Source organism: Methylophaga sp. UBA678 (assembly GCF_002299105.1).
GTDB classification, from domain to species: Bacteria; Pseudomonadota; Gammaproteobacteria; order Nitrosococcales; family Methylophagaceae; genus Methylophaga; species Methylophaga marina.
The window spans coordinates 19,939-45,137 of record NZ_DBNG01000020.1 but is presented as its reverse complement, the minus strand read 5'-3'; the positions used below and the strand labels follow the sequence as shown (position 1 = coordinate 45,137).

Here is a 25,199-nt window from a genome sequence, read left to right as displayed (position 1 = left end):
AACACTTAAAAGTCACCTTAACATGTCGTGCCAGCAGAAAACTTTGGTCGAACGTTTTCTGAGTGGCGAAACGGTCATCCGAACTGTGTCGACTCAAAAGGTGAAGCATTCAAGGGCCGAAACTGCGCCAGTAAGGTCAACAAAGAATACCGCTATATGCAAAGTGACCTATATAACCTTTATCCAGCTATAGGGGCTGTGAATGCGATGCGAAGTAACTATAACTTCACCATGATTCCAGATGCTGCAACAGTCTTTGGAACATGTCAGGTGAAAATTGATGGAAAGAAGGTAGAACCACCAATGGAGTCCCGTGGGCAGATAGCCAGAACTTATCTTTACATGGAACAACGTTACCCACGTTATAGGATGAGCAAGAGTCAAAAGCAACTTATGACTGTCTGGAATTCTCAATATCCGGTCACCTCAGTGGAGTGCAAAAGAGCAGACAGAATTGCAGCTATTCAAGGTAATGAAAATCGCTTTGTCAGTGAACAATGTCAGAACTAGCTAGTATCGCTGTAGGTACCCCGCAGTCACTTCTCAATGTAGAGTCTTTGCGGTAGTTTCACATTTAGGGCTAATATGAAGATTAACTGCTCTAGAGGTCAGCAACTATGAGTGATGAAAAAGAGAAGTCAGAAAGTCCCGTCCTTTCAGAGAAAGAGCAGGATGAGCTTTATCACAGACTGACCTCAAAAGCTTCACGCTTGGCCGCTGATGAGTTGTTCAATGCTTCGGAAGATGAGCTCAACGTCAGCTTTACTTTTGATAAAGCTCACGACTGAGTCTAGTCCATATTCGAAAGAAACTCCTTCAGTCTGTGCAAGACAACATCTAGTTCGTTATCCTGCATGTCAGGCATCGCATGCGTATATGGCTCCATATACTGTTTAATTTCAATCAGCCTGTGTTTCTGAGTCTGTTTTATATACGGAGGATAGTCATCCACGATAATGACCTTATCGATGTCTTCCCTGACGAAACGCAAGTCTTTATGCTCTCCCACCCAGTCAATATATCGGATTGTTGCAAACCAAACAGGTGCATAACCGTCCGCAACTAAACGCTCTGCAATCGTTCTGAAGCGCATTTCATTTACGGCCGTGAAGATACACATATTGCTCCTGTCGAAGAGTGCCTCGCATTGCTCCAAGAATGACTTTAAGCCCGGCCGGGGGAATTGGCTTATGGCGTTTGTAATCAAGACGCCTTCGAGATCTAGAGCGAGAGTGATGTGTGTCATGTCGATGTAAATTGCTAAGTGGGGTGCGGATAATCATCGTTGAAGTTTTGGTTCTCTCTTTGTGTATTATGTACATAATACACTTTAACTCATTGATAATTATACGGTTTACTATAACAATTTGATTGTATAAAGCAAGTGCCTTTGTGTTTGAATGCTCCTAAACGTTACGAAAAGGAGCATGAGAAATGACATTATCACAAACAGCAAAGAACTACCTACGCTGCCTTCTCAACTTCGCAGCAGAGACATTAGCAATTGAGAAAAGGGGCGAACATGGTTAAGCCAATTCCACCAGGTTCAGTCACGATGAGTGACTGGAATATCGTGGTAATTGAATACGAAGGGCATGTGGTCGAAAGGTTCATTGGCTATTGCTATGAAATAAAGCACTTCAGGTTTAGCTCAGATGTCGTGGAGTATGACCCTGTGTCAAATACTGGTAAGACACGATCCGGTTCGTCCTACGTCTTTTTAGACAGACCAGGAAAGCTACACCCGGTTGCCAAGCGCTTTCTCGATGACTTCAAGAAGCACCCTGGTATACGTCTTCGACTGAAGTACGAGAGCTAGGCTATGCGTCAAGAACTAGCAGAAAACATTTATCAGCAGTGCCCGATTATTTACCGGGGCAGATACCTAGGACCCAATAAGAACTTAATGTGTTTCGGGTTTGAGTGCGGTTCAGGCTGGTATGACCTGATACTGACTTTATCCGTTCAGATAGAAAAGTTAACAGAAAAATTACGAGATGAAAGAGTAGAGCCTGACTACCTGCCCATGGTTACGCAAGTGAAAGAAAAGTACGGTGGTTTGCGTTTTTACCTCACCGTGAGCACAAACGAAATGGATGAACTGATTAGTAAAGCCGAAGAGGACTCATTGCATATATGTGAAGAATGTGGCGCTGAAGGAAAGCTGATGGCTGCATATGGGCGGTTTCTAACGACCTGTTGTGAATTGCATCGAATTCCGGGCGTGCCCTACAGCGAAGCCGATGACGAAGACGAATAACCTCTCATGAATACAACAAAGAGCAGAACGGCACATTTATCTGTTTATCAACAGTGTGAATATTTCAAATGGAGGCAAGCATGATTATTCCCGCAGCACCAGCTCATGTAACCATGTCCGAATGGAACATTATCGTGATTATCCATAAAGGCAAAACGATAGAAAAATTTCTGGGGTATTGCCTTACTGACTATACCTACAGAATCAGTAGCCAGATAGTTGAGTATGATGCCGAAAACAAACGAGGCCTGACCGAATCAGGCTCAGTTTATGAGTTCATCGATGCCCCCGGAAAGCTACACCCTTCAGCTCAAAAGGTCTTCGACAAACTGAATGCGTGGGATGAAGTTGAGGTCTCACTCAAATTCGAAGTAGATCAGTCATGAGAAGTGATTTATCTGACCGGATCTTAAAGCGCTGTCCAACGATCTTTCGTGGAGCAAAGGATGAGCGTCATAAGAACATCATGAGTTATGGATTCGAGTGCGGATCGGGCTGGTTTGAAATGCTGTTATTACTATCAGAATCAATAGAAAAAATAGCTTCAACAATGAAAGCAGAAGGTGTTGATGACGATAAGCTGCCTTTAGTTTGCCAAGTAAAAGAGAAACTAGGTGGTCTGCGTTATTACATTGAGCATGGTAATTATGAAATCAACGCCATGATTGAAGAGGCACAACAAAAGTCCTTTGGCATCTGCGATGTGTGTGGTGCAGCCGGTCAGTTACGAGTCATCGAAGGTATTTACATGACGCGCTGTCATGAGCATACAAGGTCGAGGGCATGGTGATGTTTCAAACGCCAGGTTTTGACAAGGAAAGCAAGTGAAGTTTCAACTTTACTCTGACATTCACATTGAAACTCGCGGCTATTTTTCTATACCGAAATTAGATTCGGATTTGATCATCTTAGCAGGTGATATTGATGTAGGTCTGGAGGGCCTTATCTGGGCTGAAGAGTTGACGCGGTTACATAAAAAGCCGGTGATTTATATTGCAGGCAACCATGAGTACTACCATCACGACTATATCGCGTTGACACAGCAAATGCGTGACTTTGCAGCCAATTATGATTACTTGATCTTCATGGAAAAAGACGAGGTCATCATTGATGGCGTTCGATTTTTAGGGACGACGCTATGGACGAATTATTTTCATGAATTGGGCGAGGATCAGCGGGATAAGAATATCTTCATACTGGATGATGCGCTCTATGACCACAGGGTTATTAAGTATGGAAATGAAATCTTTTCTGCACGAAAGGCCTATGAAGAGCACATCATATCAATTCAATGGCTGAAAGAACGTTTGATGACACCGTTTGACGGTAAAACTGTTGTCATCTCCCATCATGGCCCGTCTATTAAATGTAATCACATCGAGTTTGGCATGAACCTATATAGTCCAGGCTTTGTGTCGAATCTTGATGAATTTGTGATTTTGGCAGATGTTTGGTGTTATGGTCATACACATTCAAATCTAGATATTCATGTAGGGAAATGCCGGCTTGTTTCAAATCAAGCTGGTTATAAGAATGAAAAAGTGCCGGGGATATTTCAATCTGGAAAAGTCATTGTTCTATAACTAGTCCATATCGAGTAATTTGAATAGCCACCAATAATAAGGTATACGTTAAAGAAAAGTACGGATTCGATGTTTACAAACCTAGAAGACATCTAGTTATCGGACGTCGATGGGAGCTTACTAATGCCGAATGGCGAGCCATAGCAGCGGATAATCAAGATTTATCTATTCATACATTCGACGACTTGATTGATGGCGTTGAGATGCAGTTTTATGATTGATAAAACTTTTAGAGTGCATAAGGAGTGAGATTCAATAGCTTGTGCATTCACCATAGTGTGTTTTTTCGCATAAACATACCATGTAGCACTAGCTTATGGCTCCAATGTTTGTATGAGTGGATACGGAATATACAATATCACTATCATTTAAGGCTGCCATATTCTTAATATATAGCTGGATATTGGGTACTACCATACGAAGTCTCGCGAGAAATTCTAATTTTCAGGTTCAGGTAACCAAGTTGAAATAGTGAAACTCACGTCGGCTCACTGGCACCTGAAAAAACTGACTGATGCCATTTTCATTCAAGTCAGCGGCATTCCTTGCAGCATCAGGTAATAAAATCATTGCAGTGTCATAGTCATCCAGCTCAATATCCGCTGCCTTGCCCGCCGGCTCAACTCTCAGCACTTGTTCTGGACCCAAGAGCAATATTGCTTGTGCTAGTGCATTGTCAGTAGATAAGAACATTGAAGCCTTAATCACTTCACGCCAACTGAACAGGCCACCAAAAACAGCTTTCTTAGATAATCTATATGGAGGGTTTCCTGTGCCAATACTTAATATGTGTATTTGTTCGACACTAATATCATAGGATGTAAGTGCATCTATTACTGCGGCCATGATAGGGTTATTAGCCCAAATTCCACCATCAACAAAAACTTTTCCAGACTCATCCTCTTCAATACCAGAAAGATATGTAGGCGCGGCACTGGTCGCACGAGCGATTTTCCACGCCTCCGTTTTCCAGTCATTCTTATAGTCTGCGTGATGGTCAGTTTTAAAGACGACTATTTCTGTTGTCGGCATTAGGCAGGAAGGAATAACTAATCGAGTTTGTGACTGTCCTAATAACTTAAGACCAAAAATTTCTTTTAGGGATGCCTCAAGTTTATCAGCAGATAGCTTTGGTTTAAGAAAATGGTTAAAAGTTTGCCTGATCTTACCGAGGAGAGAGCGTGGATACGGAGGGAAGATTACTCTACCATCATCTTCGTAAAATTTTTTAATTTGATCAATTGGGATGTTGTTCCCTAGACCAAGAGCGATAAGACCTCCTGTAGATGTGCCTGCAATGAGATCAAAATAATCGGCAATATTTTCATTAGGCTTTAGGAAGCGTTTTTCGCAATGGCGAAGAAATTCAACAGTGTAATAGCCTCGAATACCACCACCATCTAACGATAAAATCTTGAATGCTTTACCTTTCGGCCATGGCTGTTTTACTCTTCGAGATTGACTCGAATTCTCTCTTCTAGCTGTAAACATTTTTCGGATTCCTTATCCGATGACTCACCTAATAACCGTCTTATCTCGCCGACACTCTCATAACCAACTGATTTCCCTCGCCAGATGCCATCCAGATGCCAAAATTCATAATACATTAACCATTCACAAGCCCATGGTATTGTTGTATCAGCTATGAGATCTTCATTAGTCCATTCTCTTGTCTCTGGGTCGAACAAACACAATCCAGAGAATTCTGGGTTTTCATCATCAAAAAGTAGATGTGGAATATCCTCGTATTTGCCACCGGGCCTCGGCTTTAAACTAGGACTCAAAACTACTACTTGTGGAATTTTCATATTTAAATTCCACAGTACACCAATTCGATAAGGTTGAAGTATAGGTTGAATTACACCAACCCATCGTATCGTACCATTTGGCAATTTTTCACTCTCAAATTGCGGATACCTTAACTGCATTGCTCGCAGTTGAGCAGATGGAGATCGGCGGCCCAATTATCTATTTCCGTGATTAGATGAACAATGAAAGTTGTGAGTTCTCGGTGCAACGGAAGGTTCAGATTGAGAGGTAATTACACTGCCCACTGGAGAAGCGTGGGATAAGCTGACATTCTTATCAGAAGTGTCTACTGCATCAATTAGCTGTTGTAGCATTCTTTCCGTAATGCGTTCACCAAACAATTCAGACATAACAGTTTTGGCTTCAGGTAGAGGCATGGTTGAAACAGCAATCAACTGAGCCTTTAATACCTCCATTTTATCAATGGTGGTTTGTATGTCTGTATCTCCGTCAGTTCCGCACCTTGGCCAACGATCTGTAATTATATCTGGGTGGTAGCTGGGATTACGCTCATCAGGACGAGTGCCTTTGTTAATGTGTACCTCGAGTTCACCAGAAATGTGATTTGCAAGTCGGTACAGCTGAGCTGAGAGCCCAGAACTTGCATACCCACAGTCAATAGCTTTTTTGGTTAGATAAATTGATGGCGGTCTTTTTGCCTCAGTATCTTCATATTGAATGTTTATAAATCTTTTTAGTAATTTCAGTGCGACAGATTCTTGAGTGTCAACTCGCGCCGGTATCATGGGTGGTAAATCTTCCTGCTCGGCTGCCTTTAGCAAGGTCATCTCATCATCACTCACACGAAGCAATGGTGATGTGTTCAACTGACGCTTGTTTTCTAATGTATCTTTAAATTGAAGCTGGTCTTGGACAAGGGAGTTTCGGAACCAGTCAGTAAAACCCCAAGGGTTTGATGGAACTGAATATGAATTGCCATTATCAGGTGAATGAAAAATTTTGCCTGGACGCTCGCCGGTAATGTTTTCACTATTGTCGATAATGGTCACGTCCAAATGCATATTGGCAAACTGTAGTTGCACACAGCGTGTACATCTTTCAATGGAAGTCTTGTGAGGAAAATTTTCAAGAGCGTCATATAACTTGTCTAACGCTTGCTTAGGAGTCCAATCTGAGGGGACTGCTATTTCCACAACGGCATCTACATCGAATCTGTCATCATCAGTACCACTTACAATCGTAGTACTTGTGGCCATAGATCCTTGAGCGTAGATAAGTGAATTTTCTTGCTCCAGGAGTTCAGAAAACTCGCAACTCTCTCGTGATAAGTGACTTTTTAATCTTTCGTATCTAGACTCGGCAATCTTGCGATCTTGATCAGTTAACTCCAGAAGAGTAGCCAGAGACAAAAGAATATCGTCTAGCTTTTGAAGTGATGGTTCAAATCTTTGCGTCATTGTAGCTGCCTCCGATCGTTACTTATTTTCAAAATCGCGACAGCACCTTTCGGGGTTGACTGAGCCGACGATGATGAGCCTTTGCTCTTCCTTGAGCATTCTTACTTCATAACACCAGTCACCACCTTAAATTGGTAATGATGTAGTTATCTGTACCATAGACAACTAAGAATAGTTCTCAGGGTCACCTATGGTTACATTACGGTCACTAAATCAGTTAAGCGACATCATCAATCCCATTTCAAACCGCCACCAGTTTGATACTCGGTGACCTTAGTCTCAAAAAAGTTCTTTTCTTTCCGCATGTTAGCTTGCTCATCCAACCAAGGCAGGGTAGCTTCAGCACCTGGGAAGGGTTCTTCAAAGCCTAGCTGTTTCGCACGACGGTTTGCTGTGTAACGGAACTGGCCGTGATGCACTTCTTTTGAGTAACCTAAAATTGGGTCACGCAGAATGTAGCCCGCGTAGGTTTCTTCAGCGGCATCGGCTTCTTCAAACATCTGTTGGACTTTTTTCGGGTCCAGCGTGACGTTTTCTTCTTTCATGATCTGCTTACAGACGCGAATACCGAAAGAGGCGTGCATGACTTCGTCACGCATGATGTATTGCAGCTGTTCTGCTGTACCTTTCATCAAACCGCGACGTTGCAGAGCAAAGATCGGACTGAAGCCATTGTAGAACCATGAACCTTCAAAAATGCCGGCAAAGAAGGCATATGACATGATGAAGTTTTCGAGTTCATCCGGATCACGTAAATCAATATCACTACGCATGACGGTGTTTAAACGGTCATTGGCCAGTTTAATTTTTTGGTAAATCTCTGGCACCACACGGTAGCGGTTATAGATTTCTGACTGATCAAGACCAATGGTTTCGATACAGTGCTGGTATGTCCATGTGTGTAGTGATTCTTCATAGACTTGGCGAGCCTGATAGATTTGCAGTTCAGGCGCGGTCATTTTTTCCATTACCGCCAGACCAATATTACGCATCGCTAAGATGTCTGATGTGGTCAGGTATGACAGTACGTTTTCATAGACATGGCGTTCTTCCAGCGTCAGTTTATGACGGTAGTCATGAACGTCTTGCGCCATGTTGATATCCAGCGGTGTCCAGTGATTCTTGTTGGCATTAAGGAAGTAGTTCCATGCCCAAGGGTATTTGAACGGGGCCAACTGGTTAATATCAGCTTCACCATTAATGACGCGTTTGTCGTCAGCATTGACGGGCTTGGCGTTTGATAATGGCATTTGCTTGATCTCAGCTGAAGCAGGTGCTTCGCTGAGATCGTTAGCTGCTGGTGCAGCAGGTTGTTCTGCTGCTTTTTCTTCGTTTTGTTTTTTTGCTTCCGCAGTACCGGCTATCGGCGCTGAGAATGGATCATCCCAATTCAACATTACTGACATGCCTCACAATCTGGTTCTAAAATTGAACACGCTTTTGGCGCTTCCATACCTTCACCTAGAACTAAATCGTCCATGCTTGATGATGAGCTGGCAACCGGCGCTGGCGTGCTCGCGGCAGCAACGGGTGTTGGCTTGCTTGGTGCAGGCGCTTCCGTTGCTGTTGTTGGTGCTGTGCTGGTTTTCTCTGCACCTGTTGCCCCCATAGAACGGAGGTAATAAGTGGTTTTCAAGCCACGTACCCAAGCCAGTTTATAGAGGTTGTCCATCTTCTTACCTGATGGTTCAGCCATGTATAAGTTAAGGCTTTGAGCCTGATCCAGCCATTTTTGGCGGCGTGATGCGGCTTCAATTAACCAGCGTGCATCCATTTCAAATGCGGTGGTGTAGAGTGATTTCAACTCAGCTGGAATACGGTCGATGCCTTGCAGGCTACCGTCGAAGTATTTCAGATCGTTAATCATCACGTCATCCCACAGGTTACGTGATTTCAGGTCTTCAACCATGTATGGGTTGATAACGGTGAACTCACCTGACAGGTTCGATTTCACAAACAAGTTCTGATAGGTCGGCTCAATTGATTGGCTGACACCACAGATGTTTGAAATCGTGGCAGTTGGTGCAATCGCCATAGTGTTTGAGTTACGCATGCCTTGACGTTTGATCTTGTCACGCAGCATGTCCCAATCCATAGTTTTGCTTTCGTCTTGTTGCAGATATTCACCGCGCGCTTCTTTCAATAACTTGATTGAATCGATAGGCAGAATACCTTTGCTCCACAAGCTACCTTCATAGGTTTGGTATTTACCACGTTCTGCAGCCAAATCAGAAGAAGCATCAATCGCGTAGTAGCTGATCGCTTCCATTGACTCATCTGCAAATTTAACGGCTTCATCAGAGCTGTAAGGAATACGCAGTTTGTACAGTGCATCCTGGAAGCCCATCAGACCTAAACCAACAGGACGGTGCTGTAAGTTTGAGTGACGTGCTTGCGGTACGCTGTAGTAGTTGTACTCAATGACGTTGTCTAACATACGCATTGCGGTACGAACGGTTTTTTGCAGTTTTTCTTTATCGAGCTGACCGTTTTCATCAATATGTTTCACCATATTGACACTACCTAGGTTACACACCGCGATTTCTTTATCTGATGTGTTCAGCGTGATTTCTGTACACAGGTTTGAGCTGTGAACGACACCAACATGCTGCTGTGGGCTACGCAGGTTACATGGATCTTTAAATGTGATCCAAGGATGACCTGTTTCAAACAGCATACCTAACATTTTGCGCCATAAGTCTGTGGCAGGTAATTGTTTGAAGTTACGAATGTCACCACGAGCGGCTTTTTCTTCGTAAGCTTCATAGGCTCTTTCAAACTCAAGACCGGTTAAGTCGTGTAAGTCTTCGACTTCTTCTGGAGAGAACAGGGTCCATTGACCTTCTTCAGCTACACGCTTCATGAATAAGTCTGGAATCCAGTTAGCGGTATTCATGTCGTGCGTACGACGGCGGTCATCACCGGTATTTTTACGCATATCCAGGAATTCTTCGACGTCGATGTGCCATGTTTCTAAGTAAGCACAAACCGCACCTTTACGTTTACCACCTTGGTTAACGGCAACGGCAGTATCGTTAGCGACTTTTAGGAACGGTACAACACCTTGTGATTTACCATTGGTGCCTTTGATGTGCGCGCCCAGACCACGAACACGTGACCAGTCATTACCCAGACCACCCGCATATTTTGATAACAGCGCATTATCACGCATGGCGTTATAAATACCGCTCAAGTCATCCGGAACGGTTGTCAGGTAGCAAGACGATAATTGTGGACGCAGTGTGCCTGAGTTGAACAGGGTAGGCGTCGAGCTCATAAAGTCGAAGCTTGATAACAAGTTATAGAACTCGATAGCGCGCTCTTCACGATTCAATTCATTGATAGCCAAGCCCATTGCGACACGCATATAGAAGGCTTGTGGTAATTCAAAGCGCGTACCATCGAAGTGAATGAAGTAACGGTCATATAACGTTTGCAGGCCCAAGTAGGTGAACTCAAAGTCCAGTTCAGGTTTAAGTGCATTACCCAGTCGATCTAAGTCAAACAAACCTAATTCAGAGTCAATCAGTTCTTTTTCAATCGCTGTTGAGATGTAGGTTTTGAAATAGTCACTATACAAATCACCCATTTCTTGTTGGGATGCTTGTTTTGGCATTTTGTAAACAAATGTCAGTGCTTCACGACGAATACCATCCATCAGCAGGCGAGCAGCCAATGTGCTGTAAGCAGGATCTTTTTCGATAAAAGTACGTGCAGCCATAACCAATGCTTTTTCGACGTCAGCCTCTTTTACGCCGTCGAAAAGGTTACGTTGAGTGTCACGTAAAATCGCATCACGGTTTACTTCTGCCAGACCTTCACAAGCTTCTGTAATCAGGTTGTGTAAACGGTCAATGTCTAGAGGTTGACGAGAGCCATCAGCTGCTGTGACGTGCAGGGGAGATTCGTTAGCAGGCTGGGGATGTTTCTTTTCTTCTTCAGCACGTTTTTCTGCTTGTTTTTCACGATATACAACGTAAGAACGAGCGACTTTGTATTCGCCTTCACGCATCAGGGCCAATTCGACCTGATCTTGAATATCTTCGATGTGAACGGTGCCACCATCATCAATACGACGCAAAAGGTTGTCGGTAACTTGTTTGGTCAGCTTGGCAACTGTGTCGTGAATACGACGACTGTCTTTTGCTGAATCACCTTCAACAGCCAAAAAGGCTTTGGTGATAGCGACAGCAATTTTGCTGCTATCAAACTCGGTGACTTTACCGTTACGACGGATAACGCTGTATCCACTCTCGGATGCTGATGAGGTATAAACGGGTTGTGCTGTTTCGCTCGCCATAATTGAAATCCCTGCAATAATGTTTAAATAATCAAAAAAACATAAAACCACTAGAGGTTGTGGTTTTGAAATGATTGAACCACAAGATAGTGTGTTTTTGAAGGCTTGGCAAGTGGAGATTTTGCACATAAATTGTGCACTTTTTGTGGATAACTTGCTGTAGGTTTAGAGCTAAGTCAGCGCCTATGCGGGATCACAGCTTTTGTGACTTTTTGGTGCTCGAAAAAACTTTTTTTATTACGATAAAAAATACAAATTTTGCCGAGTCTGGTCCAAGGGGGACGGGCATCATACTGGTGCTGATTGTTTTGTTCAACCAGCACCAGAAGACTTTTCGCTAAACGCTTAAGAACTAGAATGTTTCTGTGACAGAGACGGCTGTCGGGTGCATCAGTTGATGTGCTTTCTTAAGATTCTTGCGCCCATCTGTCTGAACAATCAACGTCCATAGATTATGACGCTTTGCGGAAACCGTATCGTTGATTAGCGGATCGTGATCGGGGCGTAATGAGACTAATCCAGCCAATAACATACCAACAAATGTACCTACAATCGCGAGTGCGATATAGGTATAGAGTGGACTGGACTGCGTCATCATTGGGCCAGATGCCACCAGAGCACTGGCGATGGCCAAGCCAATTAATAATCCGATACCACCAAAGATAAAGTGAGAACGGGTGATAAAACGTGCAATCGCTTTGGATTCAGGTTCGATTTTTTCACTGGTATGGTTGTCTTTGGGTTGAATCATTTCGATGTCTTGCTGGTTGAAGTGACCGTCACTTACCAGGGTTTGCTTAGCTTCTAACGCTTTTTGTTCATCATCAAATACAGCAGCCAGCTTGCTTGGTTTACTTTCTTGGTTGATTTGCATATCCATAAGGCAATCTCCTTTTTGGGGTAAACACAATAAAGGAGACAATAGAAATGAAGCAGATATCCTTATCTGCTTATATTTTTTGGAATTTATCGTGTACTGACGCTGAAAACACCAACGAGCTGACTGAGTTTTTGTGCGGTATTTTTTACCATCACTGAGCGATGCTGTAACGCATCAATGGCCTGCGTCATCAGGCTAGCTGACTGGCCGACGTCTCTCGCTGTCACACCATGCAACTGACTATTTTGATCCAGTTGTTTGATAGTGGAAAACATTTGCTCAACAAGTTGATGAAGTTGTGTATTTTCTGACGAGGCTTCTTCTGTTTTCTTTAAGCTACGGTCGACATTCTCTACACCAGACTCCATGAATTTATAGGCATCTAATGTTTCCGACTGAATAGTTTCAATCATTTGTTGGATTTCATCAGCTGATGTGGCGGTTCTTTGTGCAAGATTTCGCACTTCATCAGCGACTACTGAAAATCCCCGGCCATGTTCACCGGCACGTGCTGCCTCGATAGCGGCATTAAGTGCGAGTAAGTTGGTTTGATTAGTGATCTCAGTAATGACACCAATGATATTGCCAATTTCGGCTGTCCGACTATGAAGTGATTGTACGGCTTTGGCAGAGGTTTCGACGACATCACGTATTTCTTGTGTACCACTTCGAACGGACTCGTATTGCACTCTGGCTTCATGAACGACTTCATCCATGGCTTGTTTCATAGCCTCAGCAGTGGTTGACGCATTACCTATGTCACGGATCTGGTCTTCTAACAATTGCAGCATTCTTTCTATTGCTGTCGCGACTTCATTAGAAACATGAAACGCTTCTCGGTTTGTTTCGAGCATGGCTTCATTGGTGTGACTGACATTGGTGCTGGTTTTAATGACTTGGCCAACTATGCCATCAAGATTATCAATGAAACTATTAATCCAACGTCCCATATCACCAGTTTCATCATTGACAAATGTGGTGTTATCAAGCCTTTGTGCAAGATTACCTTCACCTTCAGCGATGGTTTGAATAACGTGGGTCATTTCATCAAGACGATTGGCGAGAGGGTTAGTTGTCAACTTTTTGTACATAACTGCAATGACACCGATCATGACTATAGATATAGCATTGACACCAATTACAGGCAGTGTGGTGAAGGCATGTAGTGCCATATTGGTCCCTAGCAAAACAAACATTGATGTGACAAAACCTTTCATTAGGCTGACATTGACCGAGCGGCGTCTGTAGACTTCTTCTAAATCACCTTCACACATCATGCCCCAGCGATCTGGCGAACCTCTAAGCTGGAAAGTAACGCCTTTCCCAATGACCGGAATATGACGATAATCAGAATAACCAGGGTAGGTAACAAATAAGTTTTCACCGTTACGAATAGTTTCACGGACACCGGGATGAAGTTCGTTGGTAGCCGGATCGGTAAAGCGAATTTCAAATTCAGTGTGGCGTTGGATTTTTACTGTACCGAAGCGTGTATGAATCCCACTTTTCAGGTTTTCCCCATGGGAAAATGTATCATCCTCAAACCGAGAGCGAGATAGGGCAATGCCTTGTTGTAATCCAGATTCGAAGTTGGATTCCACCATAAAGATGTAGTTATCGCCAGACTCGGGATAGATGTGACCCGCTTCCCGCTGAATAAGGTCTCCTAATACATCATTAGGAACACGTCCACATACAGCACCCACTGTTTCTCCATCGATAATCAATGGATGATAGAACATGAGCGTGACTTCATCATGAAACTTCGAACTTGAAGGACCAATATCCAATGTTAATTTATCGATGTAAGGTCCATGCAAAAACTGATGGGTAATACCTTGTTTTACAGCCTTAGAAGACAAGTCGGATTTATTGATATGAGGTGAATAGGTTGATTGAGTGACCGTACCATGGATATCAATCGTGAATATTTCAGAGAAATCAGGCGCTGCATGGAGCCTATCCAGTAATAACGATGAGGGTAATTCTGGATAACATGCTGTCAACTGTTCTGCGAGAAAGGCCATTTGATTCCAATGATTGTCTGCCCATTGGTGGAGAATCTTGACGCGTGTTGCCGCGATTCCCTCAAATGTTTTTTCTACTTTATGGTAGTTATGTCGATTAAGTCGGCATGACCAGGACATGGCCAGTTTCCCGGTCGGGCCGAACCAAGGTAACCACGTTTTTTCTTTGTGGCTTAAATTCATTGAAGTACTTCGTAATGGACTCATTGTTACCCCTAACAGTGTTATTCAATACTGCCAGAGCAAAAAACAGACCAAATACGAATAGTATCTATTTTGGTATACCTACAAAGAGGTATTAATAAAAAGTGCACGAATTAAGTGCGAACGAGCTATGAAAGCGATCCATTGTGGCGCTGTAGAGATATGGCCAAGTCCTCTGATGGATGAGTTTATAAGTTCGATATGGCGTCTTTAACCTCATCAATGTGTTGTTTGACCTTTACATTGCGCCATTCTTGCTGAAGTACACCATTTTCATCAATGAGAAATGTACTTCTTACGATGCCCATGTGTTCTTTACCGTAGAGTTTTTTGAGTTTGATGACATCGAATAAGCGGCAAGCTTCCTCTTCAGAGTCTGATAACAAGTCGAATGGAAATGATTGTTTGGTTTTGAAGTTTTCATGCATACGAAGACTGTCGCGTGAAATACCAAAAATGACGGTGTTGTGCTCAGTGAAGAAGTCGATATTATCGCGGAAATTTTGACCCTCGAGTGTACAGCCGGGCGTATTATCTTTCGGATAAAAATAAATTAAGACGCGTTTGCCTTTCATGGCTGAAAGTTGGAAAGTTTTATCGCCTGTGCTTGGCAATGTAAAGTCTGGGACAGCTTCACCTACTTTAACTTGTGACATCTTAGTCGTCCTGTTTGATTAGATTGAGAAAGAAAAGTACCTTACACAATTCAGTCGGATCTTGTCATCAACAGGCAGGCAAAGTACCATGCCTGTTATTTTTTCGGAGTCATTTAAATATGTTTAGCGGCAGTATGGTAGCTCTTGTCACACCCATGCAGGCAGATGGTGCCTTGGATGTTGACAGCCTGCGAAAGCTGGTCGAGTTTCATATCAGCCAGGGCACAGATGCCATTGTCGCTGTCGGTACGACCGGTGAATCTGCAACCTTGAGCGTAGAAGAACACTGTGACGTGATTCGTCTGGTGGTGGAACAAGTGAATGGGCGTATCTCGGTGATTGCTGGTACTGGTGCCAACTCGACTTCAGAAGCTATTGAACTGACTCAATCGGCAAAAGATCTTGGTGTTGATGCTGTTTTGCTTGTTGCGCCTTATTACAACAAACCGACTCAGCAGGGCATGTATCTCCATTTCAAAGCCATTGCTGAAGCAGTCAATATTCCACAAATCTTATATAACGTGCCAGGTCGCACTGCATCTGATTTGCTACCTGAAACGGTTGGAAGATTATCAGAGCTTTCCAATATTATCGGCATCAAAGAAGCTACTGGCGATGTTTCTCGTGTTCAGCAAATTAAACAATTATCACGAGAAGGCTTTGCTCTTTACACTGGTGAAGATGCCAACACTGTCGATTTCATATTGGCAGGCGGTCAGGGGGTGATTTCTGTCACCGCAAATGTCGCGCCCAAACTCATGCATGAAATGTGTCAGGCTGCTTTAGCTGGGAATGAGACTTTGGCTCGCGACATTAATTCAAAACTAGTGGCTCTGCATCAATTCTTGTTTGTCGAGTCAAATCCCATACCCGTAAAATGGGCTTTGAACGAAATGAGACTTATTTCTAGTGGCATTCGTTTGCCAATGACGGTATTGTCAGAGAATTATCATCAATCTGTGCGTGATGCATTGAACACTGCCGGTGTTCTCAACTAAATTCAAGTGAGTGAACTGTATTAAATGAACGTAAAATTATTTAAACAAACATCGCTGGTTGTCATGATGACGACTGCTCTAACTGCTTGTGGTGCTTTCTCATCATTAGATGAAGTGGTTCCAGATAACACACAGAAATACCGTAAAGCTGAAACTATGCCACCTCTCGATGTGCCGCCCGATTTAAGCACTAGTCGAATTAAAGATGACATCTCTGGTAAGCAGACAAATACAGCGACATACTCTGAATTTGAAGAAGCGGCAACCAACCCATTAGCTGCAAAATACAATATTACGCCTGAATCCAAACCTGCATTATCAGGTGAAGGTGCAGACCGTCATCTTGTTGTGCCTGGTGACCGTGAAGTGACTTGGCAACGTATCATCGATTTTTGGGCGACTAAAGATTTAGGGATTGCACGTGCTGATGACCGTATTGGTCTGATGGATACCACAGCTGATGCAGATGGTTATGTTTACCGCATCCGAATGGAGCGTGGTGATACCTCCAAAATGGCCAATATCTATTTAGGTAATGCTGATAGTGAACAAGCTAATAATCAGAAAGATGAAGCGATGCTTCGTCAATTAGCTGATTATTTAGGCACGTTGTACCAGCAAGATATGGAGCAATTCAAACTGGCAACCCCAGCGCCACCACCAGAAGAAACTGCTCGTGTATTACTGATGGATGATAGTAATGGTCAGCAAAGTTTATTAATCGAGCAGGATTTCTCAACCGTTTGGGGACGAGTTGGACGTGTCCTTGATAGCAAAGGCTTCTCAGTTGAAGATCGTGATCGTAGCAAAGGTCAGTATTTTGTCCGCTACATTGATCCATTCAAGCAAGCCGAAGAAGATGATGAGGGCATGCTGGATAAACTGGCCTTCTGGCGTGATGATGTCGAGAAAAAACCAAACGAATACTACTACATTAAGTTGCTGTCTGATGCTGATCAAACACGTGTAATGGTATTAGACTCAAACGAAGTACGTACTTCTGATGACTCTGCCAAACGTTTGTTAGATCTGATTCAGGAACAACTTGCGCCATAATGCGATTTGCTTCCCTTGGAAGTGGTAGTCGTGGTAATGCGACACTGGTAACAGCTGGAAAAACCACAGTCATGATTGACTGTGGTTTTTCTGCTCGTGAAGCGGAGAAACGTTTACGGAAACTGGGCGTCGATCCTTACCAGCTATCTGCTTTATTAGTTACACATGAGCATTCCGATCACATGGCTGGTATACGTGTGATGGCTCGAAAATTTCGTTTGCCTGTCTATACCACACCCGGCACGGCTGGTTGCTTGCCGGTTGATATAGCACCACATATCAAGACATTCAATTGTCATGAAACATTCAGCATTAATGATTTAGAAGTTGAACCATTTCCCGTGCCACATGATGCACGAGAGCCGAGCCAGTTTGTTTTTGGTAATGGTCAACACCGCTTAGGTTTGCTGACGGATGTCGGTTCCATCACGCCGTTGATTGAGGAAACATTATCTGGCTGTCATGCCTTACTGTTAGAGGCCAATCACGATATGATGATGCTGGAGCAGGGTGAATATCCTGAACATCTTAAACGGCGCGTTGGTGGCAGACTGGGACATTTAAATAACGTGCAATCCGCCTCATTACTTGAGAAAATTGACACCACAAACTTGCAGCATATTATGGCAATGCATATTTCTGAAAAAAACAATTGTCCATCACTCGTTGTGCCGTTACTTGCTGATGCACTGACTTGTGAGCATGATTGGATTGGCATTGCAGACCAAGAGGCCGGTTTTGACTGGCGTGAAATAACTAACCGCTAAGAGATAGCTGATGCAAAAGAAACAAGAATTGTATTCTGGTAAAGCCAAAAGTGTTTTTGCTACAGATAATGAAGATTATGTCGTACTGAGCTTTCGTGATGATACGTCTGCATTTGATGGTGAAAAAGTCGAACAGTTAAATCGTAAAGGCATGGTCAATAACAAGTTTAATGCGTTCATCATGCAATATTTGGCTGATAAAGGCATTCCAACTCACTTCGAAGAGCTGTTGAACGATACAGAATCCTTAGTGAAAAACATGCAAATGGTGCCGGTTGAATGTGTGGTACGAAATGTGGCCTCTGGTAGCTTGGTTCGTCGCCTTGGCGTCGAAGATGGACTTGCGCTCAATCCTCCCGTATTTGAATTTTTTCTTAAGAATGATGCGTTACATGATCCGATGATCAACGAGTACCACATCGAAACATTCGGTTGGGCTAAAGCTGAAGATATAAGCAAAATGAAAGAGTTAACGTTTAAAGTTAATGAACATTTACAGAAGCTATTTGCCGATGCCGGCATGATTTTAGTGGACTATAAACTAGAGTTTGGCTTGTTCAAAGGTCAGATCTTTTTAGGTGATGAGTTTAGTCCAGATGGCTGTCGTCTGTGGGATGCAGAAACACGTAAAAAACTGGATAAAGACCGTTTCAGACAAGGTCTGGGTGGTGTCATTGAAGCCTATGAAGAAGTGGCACAACGTATCGGTGTGACGCTATAGGTTCAAGTCATTCAAGGTTCATTTCGTTGTATGCGAAATGAACCTTTTTTCAAATATATATTTCTGATGCGTGAATAGCCAAGCTGTTTGTATACACAAGCTTGTGTATTACTTTATGATGTTCCTGCTTCTATAAAAACTGGAGTTTTGAATGAAAACACCAGATTTACCTCAAAATGAACAAGAAAGACTATCGACATTACAATCGTTGACTATCCTTGATTCGGCTCCCGACGAACGCTTTGATCGTCTCACAAGAATCGCCACTAAATTGTTTGAAGTGCCAGTTGCACTCGTCAGTATCGTTGATAAAAATCGCCAATGGTTTAAGTCCTGCCAGGGATTAGATATTACTGAGACGCCACGTGATCTGTCTTTTTGTGGACACGCAATTTTGGGCGATGGCGCTTTTGTTGTTGAAGATACGCATAAGGATGAACGCTTCATCGACAATCCACTGTTAATAGGTCAAAAGCATATACGCTTTTATGCTGGCTATCCCATTCGTTATCTTGATGGCAGTAAGCTAGGTACGTTGTGTATTAAAGATGTGAGGCCAAGACACTTCAGTGACGAAGATCGAGCACTACTTAAAGACTTGGCAACCATAGTTGAACACGAGATTCAAGCCGTTGAGTTGGCCACTATGGATGAGCTAACAGGCATATTAAACCGTCGAGGTTTTAATATGTCTGCCGCAAAATCTCTGAATATATGCAGACGTGGTGGACTACCCGTTGCCCTGGCTTTTCTTGATCTGAATAAATTTAAACCAATCAACGATAAGTTTGGTCATGCAGAGGGGGATAAGGCTCTACGCCAATTTGCAACGATCTTAGATGACGTTGGCAGAGATTCAGATATCGTCGCGAGAATGGGGGGAGACGAATTTGTTATTCTACTGGTTGATGCTGATCAAAAAGCGGTTGATGAAGTGATGAAACGTTTTTCAAAGCAAGTTGAAGCATCTAATAAACAGCGCGAACTTGCTTACGATATTACTTTTTCATACGGTGTCGTATTGATGGACTCAGACAAACATCAAGGTATTGAAGATTTACTTTCTGAGGGTGATGCCCTGATGTATAAACGTAAACGCAAGCAAAGCCGTTAGATTAACTAACGACTTTCCAAGCTATCTGATTTCCCGCCCGCATGGGTACCAATGAACTGTCTGCAAAAGATAATGTTTGAGGGACGTCCCAGCTTTCTTTTACTAACGTTATTTGAGTCTGATTTCTAGGTAAGTGATAGAAATCAGGTCCATTAAAGCTGGCAAACATTTCTAATTTATCTAATGCATTTGCTGCCTCAAATGCTTCTGCATACAACTCAATCGCAGCATGAGCACTATATATGCCGGCACAACCACAGCTGGATTCCTTACCTGCTCGAGGATGAGGCGCACTATCTGTGCCTAGAAAGTATTTCTTACTGCCACTGGTCGCTGCTTTAATCAAAGCCTGTTGGTGTGTATTTCTCTTTAATACAGGCAAGCAGTAGTGGTGTGGCCTTATACCTCCCACCAGAAGGTCATTTCTGTTTAATAATAAGTGATGAGGGGTGATAGTTGCTGCAATATGGTCAGCAGCGTTAGCGACAAACTCAGCGGCATTCGATGTAGTGATATGCTCAAAGACGATTCTCAGTTCAGGAAAATCTTTTATCAGAGGCATTAATATCTGATCGATAAAAACTTTCTCGCGATCAAATACATCTATCTCGGGCGAAGTGACTTCACCATGCACAAGTAGTGGTATGCCGAGCTTTTGCATCGCCTCTAATGCCTGATAGCAATGACTAAGTTCAGTGACACCCGCATCTGAATTTGTCGTGGCACCTGCTGGGTAGAGTTTTACGCCATGGACTATTCCACTCTCGTGAGCACGATAAATTTCATCGGCAGAGGTGTTATCGGTGAGATACAATGTCATTAAAGGTTCAAACTGACTGTGTTCAGGCCTGTTTTCTATTATTCTGGCTCTGTAATCAGCAGCCAACGCAGTCGTCGTTACAGGTGGTTGGAGATTTGGCATGACGATGGCACGGCCAAAGACTCGAGCTGTGTCAGAAACGGTGCGTTTTAGTGCCAGATCATCGCGCAAGTGTAAGTGCCAATCGTCAGGACGAGTTAATGTAATTTGCTTAGTTTTTAATTGTGTCATAGCGTTAAATTATGCCACAGCAAATGCATTAAGGATAAATAGATCTTTTATGGGCAGAAAAGGCGACAGACCTTATTCTTGACCTTATCACGCATTACAAGTAACTTTACACGTTTACAATTTTTTAGCTCACTAAAAAGAACGGCATACATATAAGGGGAACACGTGGAATTAAGTGGTGCCGAGATATTAGTTCAATGTCTCAAAGACGAAGGTGTTGAATACCTTTTCGGGTATCCTGGTGGTGCAGTGCTGCATATCTATGATGCGCTATACAATCAGGAAGATGTCAAACACATTCTGGTTCGACATGAGCAAGCTGCAACGCATGCTGCAGATGGCTATGCTCGTGCCACAGGTAAACCAGGTGTGGTCTTAGTCACGTCTGGTCCCGGCGCTACAAATGCCGTCACCGGTATTGCGACGGCTTATATGGATTCCATTCCAATGGTGGTTATCACTGGACAGGTCAGCACTGCGGTTATCGGTAGTGATGCTTTCCAGGAAGTTGATGCGGTTGGCATAACTCGTCCCTGCGTAAAGCATAACTTTTTAGTTAAAGATATTAACGATCTTGCGGAAACAGTAAAAAAAGCATTTTATGTCGCTTCTACTGGTCGTCCTGGCCCTGTCGTTGTTGATGTACCTAAAGACATTACTGATCCAACTGTGAAGGTGCCATATCACTATCCCGATAAAGTGAATATGCGTTCTTATCAGCCAACAGTGAAAGGCCATACAGGTCAGATTAAGCGTGCTGTTGATTTGATGCTATCAGCCAAAAAACCGATGATTTACACTGGTGGTGGTGTAGTCCTAGGTAAAGGTTCAGATGAGTTACGTCAATTTGTTCGTCATCTAGGTTTTCCTATCACTAGTACCTTGATGGGCTTAGGTGCTTATCCTGCCAGCGACAAACAGTTCCTTGGCATGTTGGGTATGCACGGTACATACGAAGCGAATATGGCGATGCATGATTGCGATGTTTTGATCGCTATCGGTGCACGTTTTGATGACCGGGTGACAGGTAAAATTGCCGAGTTTTGCCCGCATGCTCAAATCATTCATGTCGATATTGATCCGTCTTCAATATCCAAGACAATTACTGTTGATATTCCTATTGTTGGAAGTGTTCCTGATGTATTACAGGAAATGAACCACTTACTCAAAAACAGCAATAAAAAGCCACAGAAAAAAGCGGTGGAAGAGTGGTGGAATATCATTGAAGGTTGGCGTTCGAAGCAATGCATGAGTTATGACCGCAATAGTGACAAAATTAAGCCACAAGCGGTTGTTGAGTTACTTCATGAAATCACGAAAGGCGAAGCTTATGTCACCTCTGATGTAGGCCAACATCAAATGTGGGCTGCTCAGTATTATGGATTTGATGAGCCAAACCGCTGGATTAACTCGGGTGGTCTAGGCACGATGGGATTCGGTTTGCCTGCTGCTATGGGCGTTCAGTTAGCATACCCTGAGAGTACGGTGATTTGTGTGACTGGCGAAGGTAGCATCCAGATGTGTATTCAGGAATTATCTACCTGTCTGCAGTATGGCCTTCCCGTTAAAATTGTTGCACTGAACAATCGTTATTTGGGAATGGTTCGTCAATGGCAGGAGTTTTTCTACGAAAATCGCTATTCGCACTCCTACATGGAGTCGCTGCCTGATTTCGTGAAGTTAACAGAAAGCTATGGTCATGTCGGTATTCGTATCGAGAAACCGGAGGACCTTAGAGCTGAGTTGGAACGTGGTTTTGCGATGAAAGATCGTCTGGTGTTCTTTGATATCGTTACTGACCAAACAGAAAACGTATACCCAATGATTGCTCAAGGTAAGGCGCATAATGATATGCATATGTCACCCTATAGCGCACCTGCACAAGATTCAGAAAGGGAGCTGTCGTAACCATGCGTCATATTATTTCTATCCTGATTGAAAATGAAGCAGGGGCCTTATCTCGTGTGGCAGGGTTGTTTTCTGCGCGTGCATATAACATCGAATCATTAACGGTGGCGCCAACAGAGGATCCATCATTATCCCGTATGACCATTGTCACGACAGGCACTGATCGCATCATCGAGCAGATTGTGAAGCAATTGAATAAATTGATCGATGTGGTAAAACTAATGGATTTGACCGAAGGGCCTCACATTGAACGTGAAATGATGCTGATAAAAGTCAAAGCAGCCACCATGGCTCAGAGAGAAGATGTGAAACGTCTGTGTGATATTTTTCGAGGCCACATTATTGATGTGACTTCATCGACCTATACCATTGAATTGACAGGTGCTGTAAGCAAATTGGATTCTTTTATTGAAGCACTTGCTGAACATAAAATTATTGAAACTGTCCGTTCAGGTGTCACAGGAATTGCTCGCGGCGAGAAAAGCTTGCACCTGTAAACTGAATTTATATTCGTTCAAGAAAATCTAAGGAATTCAATCATGAGTTTGAACATTTATTACGATAAAGATTGTGACTTGTCTATTATCCAAGGCATGAAAGTGACAATCGTTGGTTATGGTTCACAAGGCCATGCCCATGCCTGCAACCTGAAAGACTCAGGTGTAGATGTCACTGTTGCTTTACGTGCTGGCTCTTCATCTATTGCTAAAGCTCAAGCTGCTGGGCTGACTGTTTCTGACAATGTCGGTGAAGCAGTGAAAGGTGCTGATTTGGTGATGATTTTGACACCAGATGAGTTCCAATCTCAATTATACAAACAAGAAATCGAACCTAACCTGAAAAAAGGCGCTGTTTTAGCTTTTGCTCACGGCTTCGCTATTCTTTACAACCAGATTCTGCCGCGTGAAGATCTTGATGTCATCATGATTGCACCAAAAGCACCTGGCCACACTGTACGTAGTGAGTTTGTTAAAGGTGGTGGTATTCCTGACTTAATCGCTGTAGAGCAAGATGCTTCAGGCAAGGCGAAAGATATTGCTCTATCATACGCATCAGGTGTAGGCGGCGGTCGTACTGGCATCATCGAAACAACATTCCGTGATGAGACTGAAACAGACTTATTCGGTGAACAGGCAGTCTTATGTGGTGGCGCTGTTGAGCTTGTCAAAGCAGGTTTTGAAACGCTGACTGAAGCAGGTTATGCACCAGAAATGGCTTACTTTGAATGTCTGCATGAGTTGAAACTCATTGTTGATCTGATGTACGAAGGCGGTATCGCTAATATGAATTATTCGATCTCGAATAATGCTGAATATGGTGAATACGTCACAGGTCCACGTGTCATTAACGAAGAAAGCCGCTGGGCAATGCGTGAAGCATTGAAAAACATCCAGGAAGGTAAATACGCAAAACAATTCATTCAAGAAGGTCAAAGTGGCTATCCTGAAATGACAGCCATGCGTCGTATCAATGCTGAGCACCCAATCGAACAAACAGGTGCAAAATTGCGTTCAATGATGCCTTGGATTCAAAAAATTGTTGATAAGTCTAAAAACTAATCAGCATATTGATTGAAAAAAGACGGGGGCGGTTGTGAAAACAATCGCCCCCGTTTTGTTTGTGTGCCTTAGCTGTCATAATGTAGAACCGAAACAATAGGAGCGTGTTAGTTATGGTTAATAGTGAAAAGCCACAAAATCGTGGTATCTATCTACTACCGAATTTATTCACGACAGCGGGGCTCTTTGCTGGATTTTATGCCATTGTTGCCGGCATTCGTGGTGACTTTGAGACAGCTGCTATTGCTATATTTATTGCGATGATCATGGATGGATTAGATGGTCGTATCGCCAGAATGACCAACACTCAAAGTGCATTTGGCGCAGAATATGACAGTCTAGCCGATATGGTCTCATTTGGTATGGCGCCTGCCTTGGTGATTTTTCAGTGGTCTCTGACTGATATGGGCAAGTTCGGCTGGATGGTTGCGTTCATATATGCAGCCTGTGGTGCATTGCGACTAGCCAGATTTAATACCCAGATAGGTACACAAGATAAACGTTATTTCCAAGGTCTACCAAGTCCTGCTGCGGCCGCCATCATTGCTGGTTGGGTATGGGCAGGCACGAGCAATGATTTCAGTGAGAGCATGATTGCTATTTTCACCATACCAATTACTTTCGGAGCGGCTATACTTATGGTCAGCTCAATGCGCTATCACAGTTTTAAAGAGCTTGATTTACGAAACCGAGTACCTTTTGTTGTAATGCTGGTACTGGTACTTATTTTTGCTCTGGTGGCTATTGACCCACCTACCATTTTGTTTAGCGTATTTTTAATTTACGGTTTATCCGGTCCTGTTTTTACATTGCTTAAACTGCGTCAACATCGTTCTGAGCGTGCGCAGGCTAAAGAAGACTAATAAATAATATAAAGAAGACTAATAA

Annotated in this window: 25 protein-coding genes; 15 read left to right on the top strand and 10 right to left on the bottom strand. The window is 43.2% G+C overall.

Annotation, left to right across the window (positions count from 1 at the left end):
• Window positions 1-27: 27 nt before the first annotated feature.
• Window positions 28-510, top strand: coding sequence for an endonuclease (locus tag B3014_RS10795; RefSeq protein WP_289245297.1), 483 nt, complete (start codon window positions 28-30; stop codon window positions 508-510).
• A 107-nt stretch (window positions 511-617) separates the two neighbouring features.
• Entirely contained in the window at window positions 618-788 is a 171-nt protein-coding gene (locus B3014_RS10790) for a hypothetical protein (protein ID WP_289245298.1), read from the top strand.
• 2 nt (window positions 789-790) lie between these two features.
• Here the strand turns inward: B3014_RS10790 and B3014_RS10785 are convergent, their stop codons facing one another.
• On the bottom strand, window positions 791-1,246 hold the full coding sequence (locus tag B3014_RS10785) for an NIF family HAD-type phosphatase (RefSeq protein ID WP_289245299.1): 456 nt from the start codon (window positions 1,244-1,246) through the stop codon (window positions 791-793).
• Between the two features lie 576 nt (window positions 1,247-1,822).
• Here B3014_RS10785 and B3014_RS10780 point away from each other — a divergent pair.
• The 4 genes from B3014_RS10780 to B3014_RS10765 all read left to right on the top strand — a co-directional run bounded on the left by B3014_RS10780 (window position 1,823) and on the right by B3014_RS10765 (window position 3,843).
• Complete coding sequence (locus B3014_RS10780) at window positions 1,823-2,260, top strand: hypothetical protein (protein WP_289245300.1); 438 nt, start codon at window positions 1,823-1,825, stop codon at window positions 2,258-2,260.
• An 80-nt stretch (window positions 2,261-2,340) separates the two neighbouring features.
• Window positions 2,341-2,646, top strand: coding sequence for a hypothetical protein (locus tag B3014_RS10775; RefSeq protein WP_289245301.1), 306 nt, complete (start codon window positions 2,341-2,343; stop codon window positions 2,644-2,646).
• Window positions 2,643-3,050, top strand: coding sequence for a hypothetical protein (locus B3014_RS10770; protein ID WP_289286978.1), 408 nt, complete (start codon window positions 2,643-2,645; stop codon window positions 3,048-3,050). The genes B3014_RS10775 and B3014_RS10770 overlap by 4 nt, the downstream gene beginning before the upstream one ends.
• 34 nt (window positions 3,051-3,084) lie before the next feature.
• Window positions 3,085-3,843 carry a metallophosphoesterase gene (locus B3014_RS10765; protein ID WP_289245303.1) on the top strand — a complete coding sequence of 253 codons (759 nt, stop codon included), beginning with the start codon at window positions 3,085-3,087 and terminating at the stop codon, window positions 3,841-3,843.
• Between the two features lie 450 nt (window positions 3,844-4,293).
• On the opposite strand, the gene B3014_RS10760 is transcribed toward B3014_RS10765, so the two are convergent.
• The 8 genes from B3014_RS10760 to B3014_RS10725 all read right to left on the bottom strand — a co-directional run bounded on the left by B3014_RS10760 (window position 4,294) and on the right by B3014_RS10725 (window position 15,137).
• Window positions 4,294-5,334, bottom strand: a complete 1,041-nt coding sequence (locus tag B3014_RS10760; RefSeq protein WP_289245304.1) for a CBASS cGAMP-activated phospholipase — start codon at window positions 5,332-5,334, stop codon at window positions 4,294-4,296.
• Window positions 5,289-5,651, bottom strand: coding sequence for a hypothetical protein (locus B3014_RS10755; protein WP_289245305.1), 363 nt, complete (start codon window positions 5,649-5,651; stop codon window positions 5,289-5,291). Before B3014_RS10755 ends, B3014_RS10760 begins: the two co-directional genes overlap by 46 nt.
• Before the next feature lie 156 nt (window positions 5,652-5,807).
• On the bottom strand, window positions 5,808-7,070 hold the full coding sequence (locus B3014_RS10750; protein ID WP_289245306.1) for a nucleotidyltransferase domain-containing protein: 1,263 nt from the start codon (window positions 7,068-7,070) through the stop codon (window positions 5,808-5,810).
• 230 nt (window positions 7,071-7,300) lie between these two features.
• Window positions 7,301-8,467 carry a ribonucleotide-diphosphate reductase subunit beta gene (locus tag B3014_RS10745; protein ID WP_289245307.1) on the bottom strand — a complete coding sequence of 389 codons (1,167 nt, stop codon included), beginning with the start codon at window positions 8,465-8,467 and terminating at the stop codon, window positions 7,301-7,303.
• On the bottom strand, window positions 8,467-11,370 hold the full coding sequence (locus tag B3014_RS10740; protein WP_289245308.1) for a ribonucleoside-diphosphate reductase subunit alpha: 2,904 nt from the start codon (window positions 11,368-11,370) through the stop codon (window positions 8,467-8,469). Before B3014_RS10740 ends, B3014_RS10745 begins: the two co-directional genes overlap by 1 nt.
• Window positions 11,371-11,722: 352 nt before the next feature.
• Complete coding sequence (locus B3014_RS10735; RefSeq protein ID WP_289245309.1) at window positions 11,723-12,250, bottom strand: hypothetical protein; 528 nt, start codon at window positions 12,248-12,250, stop codon at window positions 11,723-11,725.
• A gap of 86 nt (window positions 12,251-12,336) precedes the next feature.
• On the bottom strand, window positions 12,337-14,484 hold the full coding sequence (locus B3014_RS10730) for a methyl-accepting chemotaxis protein (RefSeq protein ID WP_289245310.1): 2,148 nt from the start codon (window positions 14,482-14,484) through the stop codon (window positions 12,337-12,339).
• Between the two features lie 185 nt (window positions 14,485-14,669).
• Entirely contained in the window at window positions 14,670-15,137 is a 468-nt protein-coding gene (locus B3014_RS10725; RefSeq protein ID WP_289245311.1) for a peroxiredoxin, read from the bottom strand.
• A gap of 119 nt (window positions 15,138-15,256) precedes the next feature.
• On the opposite strand from B3014_RS10725, the gene dapA reads away from it, so the two are divergent.
• The 5 genes from dapA (at window position 15,257) to B3014_RS10700 (ending at window position 19,793) form a co-directional block, all read left to right on the top strand.
• On the top strand, window positions 15,257-16,135 hold the full coding sequence (dapA, locus tag B3014_RS10720; RefSeq protein ID WP_289245312.1) for a 4-hydroxy-tetrahydrodipicolinate synthase: 879 nt from the start codon (window positions 15,257-15,259) through the stop codon (window positions 16,133-16,135).
• A 24-nt stretch (window positions 16,136-16,159) separates the two neighbouring features.
• Window positions 16,160-17,191: an outer membrane protein assembly factor BamC gene (gene bamC, locus B3014_RS10715; RefSeq protein ID WP_286304699.1), complete on the top strand. Its 1,032-nt coding sequence runs from the start codon at window positions 16,160-16,162 to the stop codon at window positions 17,189-17,191.
• Window positions 17,191-17,958, top strand: coding sequence for an MBL fold metallo-hydrolase (locus B3014_RS10710; RefSeq protein ID WP_289245313.1), 768 nt, complete (start codon window positions 17,191-17,193; stop codon window positions 17,956-17,958). Before bamC ends, B3014_RS10710 begins: the two co-directional genes overlap by 1 nt.
• Before the next feature lie 10 nt (window positions 17,959-17,968).
• Window positions 17,969-18,679, top strand: a complete 711-nt coding sequence (purC, locus tag B3014_RS10705; protein ID WP_289245314.1) for a phosphoribosylaminoimidazolesuccinocarboxamide synthase — start codon at window positions 17,969-17,971, stop codon at window positions 18,677-18,679.
• 151 nt (window positions 18,680-18,830) lie between these two features.
• Window positions 18,831-19,793 carry a GGDEF domain-containing protein gene (locus B3014_RS10700; protein WP_289245315.1) on the top strand — a complete coding sequence of 321 codons (963 nt, stop codon included), beginning with the start codon at window positions 18,831-18,833 and terminating at the stop codon, window positions 19,791-19,793.
• A 1-nt stretch (window position 19,794) separates the two neighbouring features.
• Here B3014_RS10700 and pyrC read toward each other — a convergent pair whose 3' ends face one another.
• Window positions 19,795-20,844 (bottom strand): dihydroorotase, encoded by a 1,050-nt coding sequence (gene pyrC, locus B3014_RS10695; RefSeq protein ID WP_289245316.1) that lies wholly within the window; start codon window positions 20,842-20,844, stop codon window positions 19,795-19,797.
• 165 nt (window positions 20,845-21,009) lie between these two features.
• Here pyrC and B3014_RS10690 point away from each other — a divergent pair, with 165 nt between their 5' ends.
• The 4 genes from B3014_RS10690 (at window position 21,010) to pssA (ending at window position 25,174) form a co-directional block, all read left to right on the top strand.
• A complete protein-coding gene (locus tag B3014_RS10690) occupies window positions 21,010-22,752 on the top strand; it encodes an acetolactate synthase 3 large subunit (RefSeq protein WP_289245317.1) in 1,743 nt (580 codons plus the stop codon).
• Between the two features lie 2 nt (window positions 22,753-22,754).
• Complete coding sequence (gene ilvN / locus B3014_RS10685; RefSeq protein WP_286304693.1) at window positions 22,755-23,249, top strand: acetolactate synthase small subunit; 495 nt, start codon at window positions 22,755-22,757, stop codon at window positions 23,247-23,249.
• 48 nt (window positions 23,250-23,297) lie between these two features.
• Window positions 23,298-24,311, top strand: a complete 1,014-nt coding sequence (gene ilvC, locus B3014_RS10680) for a ketol-acid reductoisomerase (RefSeq protein ID WP_286306143.1) — start codon at window positions 23,298-23,300, stop codon at window positions 24,309-24,311.
• A gap of 113 nt (window positions 24,312-24,424) precedes the next feature.
• Window positions 24,425-25,174, top strand: coding sequence for a CDP-diacylglycerol--serine O-phosphatidyltransferase (pssA, locus tag B3014_RS10675; protein ID WP_289245318.1), 750 nt, complete (start codon window positions 24,425-24,427; stop codon window positions 25,172-25,174).
• Window positions 25,175-25,199 lie beyond the last annotated feature (25 nt).

Bases quoted from the DNA above. Each gene is read 5' to 3' on its own strand.
- B3014_RS10790 (WP_289245298.1), top strand. From the start codon at position 618: ATGAGTGATGAAAAAGAGAAGTCAGAAAGTCCCGTCCTTTCAGAGAAA.
- B3014_RS10785 (WP_289245299.1), bottom strand. From the start codon at position 1,246: ATGACACACATCACTCTCGCTCTAGATCTCGAAGGCGTCTTGATTACA.
- B3014_RS10780 (WP_289245300.1), top strand. From the start codon at position 1,823: ATGCGTCAAGAACTAGCAGAAAACATTTATCAGCAGTGCCCGATTATT.
- B3014_RS10775 (WP_289245301.1), top strand. From the start codon at position 2,341: ATGATTATTCCCGCAGCACCAGCTCATGTAACCATGTCCGAATGGAAC.
- B3014_RS10770 (WP_289286978.1), top strand. From the start codon at position 2,643: ATGAGAAGTGATTTATCTGACCGGATCTTAAAGCGCTGTCCAACGATC.
- B3014_RS10760 (WP_289245304.1), bottom strand. From the start codon at position 5,334: ATGTTTACAGCTAGAAGAGAGAATTCGAGTCAATCTCGAAGAGTAAAA.
- B3014_RS10755 (WP_289245305.1), bottom strand. From the start codon at position 5,651: ATGAAAATTCCACAAGTAGTAGTTTTGAGTCCTAGTTTAAAGCCGAGG.
- B3014_RS10750 (WP_289245306.1), bottom strand. From the start codon at position 7,070: ATGACGCAAAGATTTGAACCATCACTTCAAAAGCTAGACGATATTCTT.
- B3014_RS10745 (WP_289245307.1), bottom strand. From the start codon at position 8,467: ATGTTGAATTGGGATGATCCATTCTCAGCGCCGATAGCCGGTACTGCG.
- B3014_RS10740 (WP_289245308.1), bottom strand. From the start codon at position 11,370: ATGGCGAGCGAAACAGCACAACCCGTTTATACCTCATCAGCATCCGAG.
- B3014_RS10735 (WP_289245309.1), bottom strand. From the start codon at position 12,250: ATGGATATGCAAATCAACCAAGAAAGTAAACCAAGCAAGCTGGCTGCT.
- B3014_RS10730 (WP_289245310.1), bottom strand. From the start codon at position 14,484: ATGAGTCCATTACGAAGTACTTCAATGAATTTAAGCCACAAAGAAAAA.
- B3014_RS10725 (WP_289245311.1), bottom strand. From the start codon at position 15,137: ATGTCACAAGTTAAAGTAGGTGAAGCTGTCCCAGACTTTACATTGCCA.
- dapA (WP_289245312.1), top strand. From the start codon at position 15,257: ATGTTTAGCGGCAGTATGGTAGCTCTTGTCACACCCATGCAGGCAGAT.
- bamC (WP_286304699.1), top strand. From the start codon at position 16,160: ATGAACGTAAAATTATTTAAACAAACATCGCTGGTTGTCATGATGACG.
- B3014_RS10710 (WP_289245313.1), top strand. From the start codon at position 17,191: ATGCGATTTGCTTCCCTTGGAAGTGGTAGTCGTGGTAATGCGACACTG.
- purC (WP_289245314.1), top strand. From the start codon at position 17,969: ATGCAAAAGAAACAAGAATTGTATTCTGGTAAAGCCAAAAGTGTTTTT.
- B3014_RS10700 (WP_289245315.1), top strand. From the start codon at position 18,831: ATGAAAACACCAGATTTACCTCAAAATGAACAAGAAAGACTATCGACA.
- pyrC (WP_289245316.1), bottom strand. From the start codon at position 20,844: ATGACACAATTAAAAACTAAGCAAATTACATTAACTCGTCCTGACGAT.
- ilvN (WP_286304693.1), top strand. From the start codon at position 22,755: ATGCGTCATATTATTTCTATCCTGATTGAAAATGAAGCAGGGGCCTTA.
- pssA (WP_289245318.1), top strand. From the start codon at position 24,425: ATGGTTAATAGTGAAAAGCCACAAAATCGTGGTATCTATCTACTACCG.